Raw genomic sequence first — 12,489 nt, forward strand, 5'->3', positions numbered from 1 at the left:
CAATAAACTGATTCATTAGACATTACTTAAAAACAAGTGCGCATTCGACATACATCAAGCACCAGTGATCCAGTCACCACACTCGGCGGCGACAAGTCGCAGATCGTGTCCATGCTGCCAGACATCAAAAGCTTGCACCGCCAATAAAACCAGCGTGATCTTCATCACCAAGCTTTCATGGTGGTGCCACTCGCACGCCACCACCACGCCGGCCAGCAACAATGCCACGGCCAACCCCAACGCAAGCACATAACTGATAGCCATCCGCCGCGGCAAATCCTCTATCGGGAAACACGCTTCGTGCCATAAAGCGCGCGCCAGCCACTCATCACGCAGCGAGCGGACTAACACAGGGGCAGCCCAAGCCAAGCATAGCCAACCGACAACGGGTACCACCAGCAGCCACACCGCATAACGCGGCAGCGCCCGTAAATCGGGTGCGATCTGTTCGACAGCCCTATCCAGCACGTTGCAATACACAAAGGGCAGTGCAATGACAATGATCGGCAAGGTCAACAACACTAAAAGCAAAATCAGGAAACCCATCCCATCCCATCCCATCCCATCCTCCTGCACGCCAGCATAAGATCATCGCACGACCACAAAACAGAAAACAAAACGGCAGACGCGACAAGGCCGACCTCGTGGGTCGGCTGTCTGCGCCTGCCGTGGTGGGGGCAAGGGCCGAATGGGGCGGCCTTGTGAGCCTTTGATCTTTCGCGCTGCGGCCAACCTTGCCCGGTAGGGTGGCCTGCCGCAACGCGTGCGCGCGCTTTGCTGTTACACCGGGCCTTGCGCGTGTACGCGCTCGGTCCTGCTGGACAGCTTGTTCAATGCAGCCAGGTACGCCTTGGCGCTGGCCACGATAATGTCGGTATCGGCGCCCTGCCCGTTAACGATGCGGCCGTCCTTGGCCAGGCGCACGGTCACTTCACCCTGCGATTCGGTGCCCTTGGTGATGGCGTTCACTGAGTACAGCTCCAGCTCGGCTTCGCTCTTCACCACGCTTTCGATGGCCTTGAAGGCGGCGTCCACCGGGCCGGAGCCACCGGACTCGGCACGGTGCTCGTTGCCACGCTCCACAAACACGATGTGTGCCTGCGGCTCTTCGCCGGTTTCGGTAGCCACTTTCAGCGATACGAACTTGTAGTCTTCCTGTTCGGCCGCCACCAGCTGGTCAGACACCAGGGCGTGCAGATCTTCGTCGAAAATCTCGCGTTTCTTGTCGGCCAGCTCTTTAAAGCGGGCAAAAGCGGCGTTCAGTGCTTCTTCGCTTTCCAGCACGATGCCCAGCGCCTGCAGCTTGGTACGGAAGGCGTTGCGACCGGAAAGTTTGCCCAGCGTCAGGCGGTTGGCGGTCCAGCCTACCGATTCGGCCGACATGATTTCGTAGGTCTCGCGGTGCTTCAGCACGCCGTCCTGGTGGATGCCGGACTCGTGGGCAAAGGCGTTGGCACCCACAATGGCCTTGTTCGGCTGCACCGGGTAGCCGGTAATGGTGGACACCAGCTTGGAGCCCGGGACGATCTGGGTGGCATCCACGCGGGTTTCCACGCCAAATACGTCTTTGCGGGTTTTCACCGCCATCACGATTTCTTCCATCGCGGCGTTGCCGGCGCGTTCGCCCAGGCCGTTGATGGTGCACTCTACCTGACGCGCGCCACCCAGTACGGCGGCCAGGCTATTGGCTACGGCCATGCCCAGGTCGTTATGGCAGTGGGCAGACCAGATCACCTTGTCGCCGCCCGGGGTCTTGGCGATCAGCTCGCGGAAGAAGGCTTCGGTGATTTTCGGTACCGCGTAGCCCACGGTGTCCGGTACGTTCAGCGTGGTGGCACCGGCTTTGATCACTTCGCCGAAGATGCGGGCGAGGAAGTCGATATCGGAGCGCAGCGCGTCTTCGGCCGAGAATTCCACGTCGTCGGTGTACTCGCGTGCCAGTTTCACGGCTTTGATTGCGGCTTCCACCACTTCATCCGGCGTCATGCGCAGCTTCTTCTCCATATGGATAGGGCTGGTGGCGATGAAAGTGTGGATACGCTTTCGCGGCGCCGGGGCAATGGCTTCGCCGGCGGCGCGGATGTCGCGCTCGTTGGCACGGGCCAGGCTACAGACGGTAGATTCCTTGATCACCTCGGCGATGGCGCGGATAGCGTCGGCATCACCCGGGCTGGCCGCGGCAAAACCGGCCTCGATCACGTCGACACCCAGGCGCTCCAGCTGGCGGGCGATACGTACTTTTTCTTCTTTGGTCATGGCCGCGCCTGGCGATTGCTCGCCGTCACGCAGGGTGGTATCGAAAATGTAAAGACGGTCGCCCATGTCTGGTGATCTCCATTGTGCCGCGGGTTGTGCCCCGGCCAGATAGTCGTTGAAATCGAAACGCTTGCCCTGATCGGCGGCGAGTTTGGCCAGCTTGTTCAGCTGTGCCAGCGGCAAGGTGCCGCGCTCGCGCCATTTGTAGATGGCAGCACGGGACACCGGCTCATCGGGAAAGGCCGCCGTCAACGCTTCCGCGAGCGTACCGGGGCCACCAAAATCCTCGATTAGACGTTCGATGTCCAATTGCATGCTGCCACTCCTGTCTTGTTATGGGTTTACGATACAAATCTGACGACAATCTGTCAAATGCACTGCACAAAATTGCCCGATGCTGTGTTGCAAAATAGTGTCCAACGCACTTTATTAGACATATTGTAGAATATTAGCCATCGCAGCGGACAAAAAACAAGGCCCCCGCCTGGGCGGGGGCCTTGCCACTAACTGCAAATACCAGGGCTAGAAACGGTAATCCACGTTCATGCCCAGCGTGCGCGGCGCACCGACATAAAAGCCGGTAGTGCGCTTGCCCAGCATGATGTCTTCGTTCAGCGCATTTTTCACGTAGGCACGCACCGTGGTCTCGTCGTTCATGGCGTAGGCCAGGTTGAGGTTGAGCAAGTTGTAATCGCCGCCCATGGTGGTGCTGGTATTGGCAGTATCGGTGTAGTACTCGCCCACATGCTGCAGGTTGGCCGCAGCGCTCCAGCTACCCCACTGTTTTTTGACCCCCAGCGTGGCGGTGATGTCCGGCGCGTAGGTCATCTCCTTGCCCGCAATGCCACCGGCACCAGCGGGTGCCTTGTCCACCTTGCTGCGCAGCAAGCCCAGCCCGGCATTCAGCTCCAGGCCGCCGATAATGCTGGCCGCCGCGCTCAGCTCCAGGCCGGTGGTATGCGCTTGCGGTACGTTACGCAGGCGGCTGGCGTAGCTCATCTGGTAGTCGGTGTAGTCGTTGTAAAACAGGTTGGCGCCCAGCAGCACGCCACCCTGGCGGGTTTTCAGTGCGTATTCGTAGGCGTTCACCTTCTCGCTGCCGTACTCGAACACCACGTTGTTTTCGTCTACCGATACCCCACCCGGGTTATAGCCCTGGCGCACGGTGAAGCTCATCTGGGTAACAGGCGACCATTGGTGGCTGATGCCGATCTTGGGCAGCAGCAGGGTTTTGCCGATGTCGCCCTTGATAGGCATGCGGTTGTAGACCACATCACGGTTCTGCGTTTCGCGCTCGGCACGCAGGCCGGCCAGTAGCGACCAGCTATCGTTCAGCGCCAGCTCGCCGTCGGCGTAGGCAGCCAGCGTGGTGACTTTGTCTGTACCCCGGAATAGCGGGCTGCTGCCCTGGTTGGCAAACAGGTCCTGGTCGCGCTGGTAGGCGTACAGGCCCAGCACGCCGCCCAGTGCGCTTTGCGGGCGCTGGAATACCAGCCGGCCTTCCAGCGTGTGGTTCTGGTCATCCAGCGCCAGGCTCATGCGTGACGGGTATTGCTCGAAGCCGATGTGGTTATCGCTATAGCTGTACTGCAGGTGGCCGGTCACGCCGTTCTGGAAGTCGTACTCGGTATCCAGCGTAGTGGTGGTGTTCTGCGAGTCCTGGATACGGGCGTTGGCCGCCGCACTGGCTCTGTAGGTGTACGCGCCCAGATCTGGCGCGCTGATCAGGTTCAGGTATTCGCCCAGATAGTCGCGGTGCGCTACCGTCAGCCGCGCTTGCAGCTGCGGTATCGATTTGGGCTTCCACAGCAGCTTGCCGCGCACATTGCTACGCTGTAGCGCGGACGGGTCCTGGCCGGCCACGCCGGTGTAGTTGATGAAGCCGTGGCCTTTCACCGCATTGGCGGTGAGGCGGTAGGCCAATTCGTCCTCGACCAGCGCACCGGACAACATGCCGGCCACGTTGGCGCGGCCATCGGTATCTTCCCAGCCCAGGCGCAGCGCGCCCTCCTGCTGGAAGCTGGGGTCGTTGGTTTGTACCAGCACCGCGCCGCCCAATGCATTGCGGCCCTGGGTAGTGGATTGCGGCCCGCGCAGCACTTCTACCTGCTTTACGTCCCACACATCGCTGTCCAGGTATTGCTGGCCGGTCCATACGTCGGCCACTCCGTCCAGGCTGGTGCTGATACGCGGGCGACCACCGCCGACAAAGGAATAAAAGCCCACGCCCGGGCCGGCGCCCTCTACCCCGCGAATGTTCACGCCACCCACGGCGTTGAGGGTCATATTGGGCACCTGGGCGGCCACCTCGTTGACCGAGCTGACCTCGCCGGTGTCTACCTTCTCGGCTTGCAGCACGCTGACCGCCGTGGTGGTTTTGGCCAGGCTGCGCTTCATTTTCTCGCCAGTCACCGTCACCGTGTCCAGCACAGTGTCGGTGCTGGCAGCGTGCACGGCAGCCGGTAGCAGCATGGCGCTACCGAACAGGATGGCGTACAGCGGGTTGGCCGCAAGGCGGGCCCTGGAATGCTTGCGTTGTTTCATTTTTCTTCCCGAAATAAGCGGGGTGACAGGCCACCCCATCACATGAAATCAGTGGCCTGGCTGCCAGGCCGGGCTAAAGGCGATGGCCAGCGCACGGTCTATGGCGTAGCCGTGCATCTGGCCGTGATCATGGCCAGGCACCACCCGGTAATCGCTCACCAGGCCAGGCAGGCCGTATAGCCTGGCGTGTAGCTCGGCGGTATTGCTCACCATGCGGTTTTGCTGCAGGCGCTGCTGCCGTTGGCGCGCTACCGCCAGGTCGTAGCTGGCCGGCTGCTCGTCCTGCCCTACCCACAGCACCAGCAGGCGTGGCGCCGCTACCGGCAGCGCGGGCACCGGTGCGGCCAACAGTGCGCGGTCGCCAAACCACAGCGACGGGCTGATGGCAAAGAAATGCTGGAAGCTCTGCGGCTGGCGCAGCAGCTGGTACACGGTAAACAGGCCGCCATAGGAATGGCCAAACAAGCTCTGCCGCGCCGGGTTCAGCGGCAGGCGGCGCGCCACTTCTGGCTTGAGCTCTTCGTTGATAAAGCGGGCAAAGGCGTCCGCCCCGCCATGGCGCGGCGAAGACAGCTCGCAGCCCTGGCACGACAGCGGCGGGGTGTAGTCTTCGGCGCGCAAGTCCATCGTCTGGCTGAACGGGCGGCCATAGCCTATGCCCACCACCACGCCAGGCTGCGGCACCACCGGGCCATGCTGGCGCAAACGCTCGAATACGCTGGCCTCGCGTGGGTTGGCTTGGTGCAGGCGGGCAAAACTGGCGTCGCCATCCAGGGCGTATAGCACGGGGTAGCCCCCCGCTGGTGGCGGCACGGCTGGCACCGACAGATAAATGCGATAGTCGCGCCCGGTATGCCGCGAATGCAGCGCAAACTGGCTAGCCCCATCCAGCACCACCGGCTCTGCCATGGCCAGCGGCAGGAGATTCAGACACAACAGAACGCCTGCCAGGCGGCGCAAGGCACACTGCTTGATACACATCGCTAGCACCATCATTGTTGATAATCATTCTTATTAACAAGAAGTCTGGTAGTATCCGGCATAGCCTGTCTGGCTGCTTTTGCGATACGGGCAAGCTTGTTTGCGCAAGACGCGCAGAGGGAACACGGAGGAAACAGCATGCAGGGCCCGCAGGGTGACACCCGCCCGACCACCAGTGATTTGGCCTGGGTACAACACAGCACACCCGGCTTTCTGATCAGCGCCAACCGCAGCCGCGCCAACCCGCACAGCCACAGCAATGCCAGCGCCGCCGGGCTTCGGCTGATCGTGGCGCTGCAAGGCCCGATCAAGCTGAACTTCGACCAGCACGACTTCCGCCTGCAGCCGCAGCAACAAGCACAGGTGCTGCTGGTTAACCTGAACGAACCCGCCCTGTTCCAGCGCCACTGCGGCCAAGCCGGCATCGAACAGAAAGTGTGCATGGCGCTGGATCACCCCTGGCTGGAACAGCACGGCCTGCCCGAGCTCGGTAGCCAGTCGGCCCTGGCGCGCCTGGCCAGCCGCCACCTGGCCGCCATGCAGTGGGTCGCCAGCCCGCAGCTCACGCGGCTGGCGCAGCAGATGGTGCAGCACCATGCGGCCAACCCGCTACTGGCCCGCATCGAACGCGAGGGCATGGGCATGCTGCTACTCGGGCAAGTGCTGGCCGAAATCGGTAGCCCGCCACCAGACAGCCCGGCCACCCCGCAGATGAGCCGCCGCCTGCAGCGGGTAAAGGCGCTGATAGACAGCGGGGAAGGCGAAAACTGGAGCCTGCACCAGCTAGCGGAAGCCGCGTGCATGAGCAGCAGCACCCTGCAACGGCACTTCCGCCGCCACTTTGACTGCAGCGTGATGGACTACCTGCGCGGGCAGCGGCTGGAAAGCGCCCGCCAGATGCTGCTAAGCGGGCAGCGCAGCATTACCGACGTGGCGCTGGGGGCGGGCTACAGCTCTGCGGCCAACTTTGCCACCGCTTTCCGCCGCCGCTTCGGCCAACCACCCAGCGCCTGCCTGCGTTAGGCACACCATGAAAAAACCGCCCGAAGGCGGTTTGTCTGGTTTAACTGACCGGCGGCGGCGGTGCCTTGCGCCCCAGGCTCATCAGCGCCATCACATAGCCCGACAGCGCATAGCACACAAAGAAGCCGAACAGCACCAGCGGCGGCTCCGACATCAGCAATAGCAACACCACCACCAGGCCTAGCAACATCACAAACGGCACGCGGCGGCGCAGGTGAATCTCCTTGAAGCTCCAGTACTTTACATTGGTCACCATGGTAATACCGGCAAATGCGGTAAACGCCAGCGCCAGCCAGTGCAGGCCGGGCAGCTGCTGGTAATCGTAGGCGTGGCAGATCCACACCAGGCCGGCCACCAGCGCCGCCGCCGCCGGGCTGGGCAGGCCGGTAAACCAGCGCTTGTCGGCGGTGCCGACCATGGTATTGAAGCGCGCCAGGCGCAGCGCCGCACCGGCACAGTAGATAAACGCCACCATCCAGCCCAGCTTGCCCATGTCTTTCAGCAGCCACTCGTAGGCCACCAGCGCCGGCGCCACGCCAAAGCTCACCATGTCCGACAGGCTGTCGAACTCGGCACCGAAGGCGCTCTGGCTATGCGTCATGCGCGCCACGCGGCCATCCATGCCGTCCAGAATCATGGCGATGAAAATGGCGACTGCCGCCAGCTCGAAACGCTGGTTCATGGCCTGCACAATGGCGTAAAAGCCGGCAAACAGTGCGGCCAGCGTAAACGAGTTCGGCAGCAGATAAATACCCTGGCGACGCAGCGAGGGCTTGGCAGGTACAGGATCGTGCATGGTTTTCCCGTAGTGTGTTCGTGGGGCCAATGGCCGGATAGCGCGCATTGTACGCCCGAAATGCAAAAACCGGGCACGGGGCCCGGTTTGTCAGAACAATGCCGCAGGGCTTAGTTCTTGGACTGGTCTACCAGTTTGTTCTTGGCGATCCAAGGCATCATGGCGCGCAGCTCGGCACCCACTTTTTCGATCGGGTGATCGGCATTCAGGCGACGGCGGGCGGTCATGCTCGGGTAGTTGGTCTTGCCTTCCAGGATGAACATCTTGGCGTATTCACCGGACTGGATGCGGTACAGGGCCTTTTTCATGGCTTCCTTGGTAGCGGAGGTCACCACTTCCGGGCCAGTCACGTACTCGCCATACTCCGCGTTATTGGAGATGGAGTAGTTCATGTTGGCGATACCGCCTTCGTACATCAGGTCCACGATCAGTTTCAGTTCGTGCAGACATTCGAAGTAAGCCATTTCCGGGGCATAACCGGCTTCGGTCAGGGTTTCGAAACCGGCTTTTACCAGCTCTACGGCACCGCCGCACAGTACGGCTTGCTCGCCGAACAGGTCGGTTTCGGTTTCTTCACGGAAGTTGGTTTCGATCACGCCGCCTTTGGTGCCGCCGTTGGCTGCAGCATAGGACAGGGCGATGTCGCGGGCTTTGCCGGATTTGTCCTGGTACACAGCGATCAGGGTTGGTACACCACCACCCTTCACGTACTCGGAACGCACGGTGTGGCCCGGGCCTTTCGGGGCCACCATGATCACGTCCAGGTCGTCACGCGGTACGATCTGGTTGTAGTGCACGTTGAAACCGTGGGCAAACGCCAGGGCTGCGCCCTGCTTGATGTTGGCCGCGATTTCCTTGTAGTACACGTCCGGCTGCGATTCGTCCGGCAGCAGGATCATCACCACGTCGGCCGCTTTTACGGCTTCGGCAACTTCTTTTACCTGGTGACCGGCTGCTTCAGCTTTTTTCCACGATGCGCCATCTTTGCGCAGGCCGACGATCACGTTCACGCCGGATTCTTTCAGGTTCTGGGCGTGGGCGTGGCCTTGCGAGCCGTAACCGATGATGGCGACCTGCTTGCCTTTGATGATGGAGAGGTCAGCGTCTTTGTCGTAGAAAACTTTCATTTTATGTCCCTAGTTGTTCTCGGGCAGCGGGTAGCCGCCCTGGTGATATCAGATCTTCAGAATACGTTCGCCGCGACCAATTCCGGATGCACCGGTACGCACCGTTTCCAGGATCACTGAACGGTCGATCGCCTCGATAAAGGCGTTGAGCTTGTCGCTGGTACCAGTGAGCTCGATGGTGTAGGTCTTTTCCGTCACGTCGATGATGCGGCCGCGGAAGATATCAGCCATGCGCTTCATCTCTTCACGGTCCTTGCCGGTGGCACGGACCTTGATCAGCATCATCTCGCGTTCGATATGGTCGGACTCGTTGAGGTCAATCACCTTGACCACCTCGATCAGCTTGTTGAGCTGCTTGGTGATCTGCTCGATGACTTCGTCAGACCCGTGGGTGACGATGGTCATGCGCGACAGTGTCGGGTCTTCGGTAGTCGACACGGTCAGCGAATCGATATTGTATGCGCGCGCGGAGAAAAGTCCCACTACTCGTGACAGGGCGCCCGCTTCGTTTTCCAGCAAAATAGAAAGAATATGTCGCATGCTGCTAGGCCTTAACACATGTTGCCGTAGTCACGGTTGTTCTCGAACGGGGCAATCTGCAGGTCCCGCATGTGCGGCGGCAGATCCATCTGGTCCAGACCTTTGCCGTTCTGGATCATCGGGAACACGTTTTCGGACTGGTCGGTACGGAAATCCAGGAATACCAGGCGCTCTTTCAGCGCCGGGCTGAACGCTTCGCGCAGCACCGGCTCCACGTCGGCCGGGTTTTCCACCTTGATACCCACGTGGCCGTAGGCTTCGGCAATTTTCACGAAGTCCGGCAGCGCGTCCATGTACGACTCGGAATAGCGGGTACCGTAGAAGAACTCCTGCCACTGGCGCACCATGCCCAGGTAGCGGTTGTTCAGCGCAATCACCTTCACCGGGGTGTGGTACTGCTTGGCAGTAGACAGCTCCTGGATGTTCATCTGGATCGAGCCTTCACCGGTGATGCACGCTACTTGTGCATCCGGGTTGGCCAGCTGCGCGCCAATGGCGGCAGGCAAACCAAAGCCCATGGTGCCCAGGCCACCGGAGTTCAGCCACTGTTTCGGGCGCTTGAACGGGTAGTACTGTGCAGCCCACATCTGGTGCTGGCCCACGTCGGAGGTGATGATGGCATCGCCGCCGGTAATTTCATACAGCTTCTGCACCACGTACTGCGGCTTGATGAATTCGGTAGACGGGGTGTACAGCAGGCTGTTGTAGCTACGCCATTCTTCGATCTGCTTCCACCAGTTGGCCAGATGCTGCTGTGGCACTTGCTGGCCGGTTTGCTTGAACAGGTCGATCATGTCGCGCAGTACGTGTTTCACGTCGCCCACGATAGGCACGTCTACCTTCACGCGCTTGGCGATGGAAGACGGGTCCACGTCGATGTGCACGATCTTTTTCGGCTGCGACAGGAAGTGCGACGGCACGCTGATCACGCGGTCGTCAAAACGCGCGCCCACGGCAATCAGCACATCACAATACTGCATGGCCATATTGGCTTCGTAGGTGCCGTGCATGCCCAGCATGCCCAGGAACTGCTGATCCTGCCCCGGATAGGCACCCAGGCCCATCAGGGTGTTGGTACATGGCACACCCAGCATTTTCACCAGCTCGGTGACTTCGGCCGAGGCATTACCCTGCACCGCGCCGCCGCCCACATAAATGTACGGGCGCTTGGCTTCGGCCAGCAGGTTCACGGCCTTTTTGATCTGGCCGGGGTGGCCACGTGTTACCGGCACGTAGGAGCGGATGCTCACGCTTTCCGGGTAGTGGAACTCGGCCAGGCGCTGGGTCACGTCTTTCGGGATATCTACCACCACCGGGCCCGGGCGGCCGGACGCGGCAATGTAGAACGCCTTCTTGATGGTGGCCGCCAGCTCGTTGATGTCTTTCACCAGGAAGTTGTGCTTCACGCACGGGCGGGTAATGCCCACCATGTCCACTTCCTGGAAAGCATCCATGCCGATGGCCGGTGTGGACACCTGGCCCGAAATCACCACCATGGGGATGGAATCCATGTACGCCGTCGCAATGCCGGTCACGGCATTGGTCGCGCCAGGGCCGGATGTCACCAGGGCGACACCCACCTTGTTACTGGAACGCGAGTAAGCGTCAGCAGCGTGTACCGCCGCCTGTTCGTGGCGCACCAGTACGTGTTTGAACTGCTGCTGCCGGAAAATAGCATCATATATCTCAAGGACCGCGCCGCCGGGGTAGCCGAAAACGAATTCGACTCCTTCTTCCTGCAAGCTGCGAACCAGGATCTCCGCGCCCGATATCTGCATCTTTGCCTCTTCTTAATTCAGGTATTAATTTTTTGTCCCGTGATGAACGAACTTAGCCGAAGCACCAAAGTCGGTCAAGCGCTTTTGTGCAGGTGCAAAAAAAGGGCAAAAACCAGCAAAAACAGCCACTTTTATGGGGGTAGGCGGCACACGGGGGCTTTGGTAAGATGCTGAGTTGGCCGCAAGGCTATTCCCCAGTTTTTCCCTATCATCATGACCCGCTCTACCGACTATCCCGGCCTGACACGCCGCCTGGCCTGCCTGATGTACGAATCCCTGCTGGTGGGCACCCTGTGGCTGGTGGCTGTTGCCGCCTTCACGCCGATTCTGGCCATGGGCAACCACGCCCCGCTGCTGGAATGGCTGCACCGCCTGTTTGTGGCGGGCGTGCTGTTTGGCTACTTTGGCTATTGCTGGGTCAAAAGCGGGCAAACCCTGGCCATGAAACCGTGGCGGCTGAAAGTGGCCATGCCCGATGGCCGCCCGCTATCGTGGCTGCAGGCCGGCGTACGTTTTGGCGTAGCCATGGTGCTGTTTGTCGGCGTACCGGTACTGTCCTACATCACCTGGCTGCCGTCACTGGGCTCGCCCAAACTGGCGGCGTGGGCGGCGCTGGCGTGGTGGCTGCTGCCCTTGCTGTGGGTTTTCATGGATAACGACAAGCAATTCCTGCACGACCGCCTGGCCGGTACGCGCATCTTCCTGCTCGCCAAAGGCGAACGCGCCTGAACCGGCACAGCGCTAATAAAAAAACCACCCAAAGGCGGTTTTTTTATGGCGCACAAACACTTGCGGCCAACTAGCGGCTGGCCGGCTGGTAGCCCGTACGCAGCTGGCCGGCAGGCTGCTGCCACTGCCAGCTTGCCTTCCACGCGCCCACCACCAGGTTGGGGTATTCCGCGCGGCCCAGGCTGCCGTTGTAGCGGCCCAGTGCACGAAACAGGTTGCCGCGCTCCATATCCAGGTAATGCCGCAAAATGGTGCAGCCGTAGCGCAGGTTGGTAGTGAGGTCGAACAAGTTATGGTCCGGCGTGCCGATGCTGCGCACCCAGAACGGCATCACCTGCATCAGGCCGCGTGCACCCACCGGCGACAGCGCGTACTTCTTGAAGCCGCTTTCCACCTGGATCAGCCCCAGCACCATTTGCGGGTCCAGCCCGGCGCGCGTGGCCTCGTAATGGATGGCGGTCAGCAGGCGCTCGCGCATCCATTGGTCCGGAATACGTTTTTCCAGCCGGCGCGACATCTCGGCCAGCCACAGCGGGCCTTCGCGCGGGTCTTCAAACACCAGCCGCGGTGCGTTTACATCGGCAATGCTGCGCGACATGGCGCTGGCCACGTTGGCCGCCAGCGCCTCCTCGCGCTGCGCACCCGCCCACGCCGGGGCCGCCACCAGGGCGGCCAACAGCAGGGGCAAGGCAAAGCGCAGCGGAGTCATGGCCGC

The 12,489-nt window shown here is 61.2% G+C and carries 11 protein-coding genes; 2 read left to right on the forward strand and 9 right to left on the reverse strand.

Features of this window, described 5'->3' with window-relative positions:
- Positions 1-54: 54 nt before the first annotated feature.
- The 4 genes from PQU95_RS00135 to PQU95_RS00150 all read right to left on the reverse strand — a co-directional run bounded on the left by PQU95_RS00135 (position 55) and on the right by PQU95_RS00150 (position 5,736).
- A complete protein-coding gene (locus tag PQU95_RS00135) occupies positions 55-546 on the reverse strand; it encodes a hypothetical protein (protein ID WP_272750120.1) in 492 nt (163 codons plus the stop codon).
- A gap of 234 nt (positions 547-780) precedes the next feature.
- Positions 781-2,571, reverse strand: coding sequence for a 2-isopropylmalate synthase (locus PQU95_RS00140; RefSeq protein ID WP_272750121.1), 1,791 nt, complete (start codon positions 2,569-2,571; stop codon positions 781-783).
- Positions 2,572-2,778: 207 nt separating this feature from the next.
- Positions 2,779-4,800, reverse strand: a complete 2,022-nt coding sequence (locus tag PQU95_RS00145; protein ID WP_272750122.1) for a TonB-dependent receptor — start codon at positions 4,798-4,800, stop codon at positions 2,779-2,781.
- A gap of 48 nt (positions 4,801-4,848) precedes the next feature.
- Entirely contained in the window at positions 4,849-5,736 is an 888-nt protein-coding gene (locus PQU95_RS00150) for an alpha/beta hydrolase (protein ID WP_272750123.1), read from the reverse strand.
- A 183-nt stretch (positions 5,737-5,919) separates the two neighbouring features.
- Between PQU95_RS00150 and PQU95_RS00155 the strand changes: the two genes are divergently transcribed.
- Complete coding sequence (locus PQU95_RS00155) at positions 5,920-6,804, forward strand: helix-turn-helix transcriptional regulator (RefSeq protein WP_272750124.1); 885 nt, start codon at positions 5,920-5,922, stop codon at positions 6,802-6,804.
- Positions 6,805-6,844: 40 nt separating this feature from the next.
- Here PQU95_RS00155 and pssA read toward each other — a convergent pair whose 3' ends face one another.
- The 4 genes from pssA to ilvB form a co-directional block, all read right to left on the reverse strand.
- On the reverse strand, positions 6,845-7,600 hold the full coding sequence (pssA, locus tag PQU95_RS00160; protein ID WP_272750125.1) for a CDP-diacylglycerol--serine O-phosphatidyltransferase: 756 nt from the start codon (positions 7,598-7,600) through the stop codon (positions 6,845-6,847).
- Positions 7,601-7,710: 110 nt separating this feature from the next.
- Positions 7,711-8,727: a ketol-acid reductoisomerase gene (gene ilvC / locus PQU95_RS00165; RefSeq protein ID WP_147693282.1), complete on the reverse strand. Its 1,017-nt coding sequence runs from the start codon at positions 8,725-8,727 to the stop codon at positions 7,711-7,713.
- 48 nt (positions 8,728-8,775) lie between these two features.
- A complete protein-coding gene (gene ilvN / locus PQU95_RS00170) occupies positions 8,776-9,267 on the reverse strand; it encodes an acetolactate synthase small subunit (protein ID WP_026108204.1) in 492 nt (163 codons plus the stop codon).
- A gap of 11 nt (positions 9,268-9,278) precedes the next feature.
- Positions 9,279-11,045, reverse strand: coding sequence for a biosynthetic-type acetolactate synthase large subunit (gene ilvB / locus PQU95_RS00175; RefSeq protein ID WP_272750126.1), 1,767 nt, complete (start codon positions 11,043-11,045; stop codon positions 9,279-9,281).
- Positions 11,046-11,258: 213 nt separating this feature from the next.
- Between ilvB and PQU95_RS00180 the strand changes: the two genes are divergently transcribed.
- Entirely contained in the window at positions 11,259-11,774 is a 516-nt protein-coding gene (locus tag PQU95_RS00180; protein ID WP_272750127.1) for an RDD family protein, read from the forward strand.
- 70 nt (positions 11,775-11,844) lie between these two features.
- Here the strand turns inward: PQU95_RS00180 and PQU95_RS00185 are convergent, their stop codons facing one another.
- Positions 11,845-12,483, reverse strand: coding sequence for a lytic transglycosylase domain-containing protein (locus PQU95_RS00185; RefSeq protein ID WP_272750128.1), 639 nt, complete (start codon positions 12,481-12,483; stop codon positions 11,845-11,847).
- Positions 12,484-12,489: the final 6 nt, after the last annotated feature.

The sequence above is a fragment of the Vogesella aquatica genome (assembly GCF_028548455.1).
GTDB classification, from domain to species: Bacteria; Pseudomonadota; Gammaproteobacteria; order Burkholderiales; family Chromobacteriaceae; genus Vogesella; species Vogesella aquatica.

Excerpts from the sequence above, each read along its gene's own strand:
- PQU95_RS00140 (WP_272750121.1), bottom strand. The coding sequence starts at position 2,571 with ATGCAATTGGACATCGAACGTCTAATCGAGGATTTTGGTGGCCCCGGT.
- ilvB (WP_272750126.1), bottom strand. The coding sequence starts at position 11,045 with ATGCAGATATCGGGCGCGGAGATCCTGGTTCGCAGCTTGCAGGAAGAA.
- PQU95_RS00135 (WP_272750120.1), bottom strand. The coding sequence starts at position 546 with ATGGGTTTCCTGATTTTGCTTTTAGTGTTGTTGACCTTGCCGATCATT.
- PQU95_RS00185 (WP_272750128.1), bottom strand. The coding sequence starts at position 12,483 with ATGACTCCGCTGCGCTTTGCCTTGCCCCTGCTGTTGGCCGCCCTGGTG.
- ilvN (WP_026108204.1), bottom strand. The coding sequence starts at position 9,267 with ATGCGACATATTCTTTCTATTTTGCTGGAAAACGAAGCGGGCGCCCTG.
- pssA (WP_272750125.1), bottom strand. The coding sequence starts at position 7,600 with ATGCACGATCCTGTACCTGCCAAGCCCTCGCTGCGTCGCCAGGGTATT.
- ilvC (WP_147693282.1), bottom strand. The coding sequence starts at position 8,727 with ATGAAAGTTTTCTACGACAAAGACGCTGACCTCTCCATCATCAAAGGC.
- PQU95_RS00180 (WP_272750127.1), top strand. The coding sequence starts at position 11,259 with ATGACCCGCTCTACCGACTATCCCGGCCTGACACGCCGCCTGGCCTGC.
- PQU95_RS00145 (WP_272750122.1), bottom strand. The coding sequence starts at position 4,800 with ATGAAACAACGCAAGCATTCCAGGGCCCGCCTTGCGGCCAACCCGCTG.
- PQU95_RS00155 (WP_272750124.1), top strand. The coding sequence starts at position 5,920 with ATGCAGGGCCCGCAGGGTGACACCCGCCCGACCACCAGTGATTTGGCC.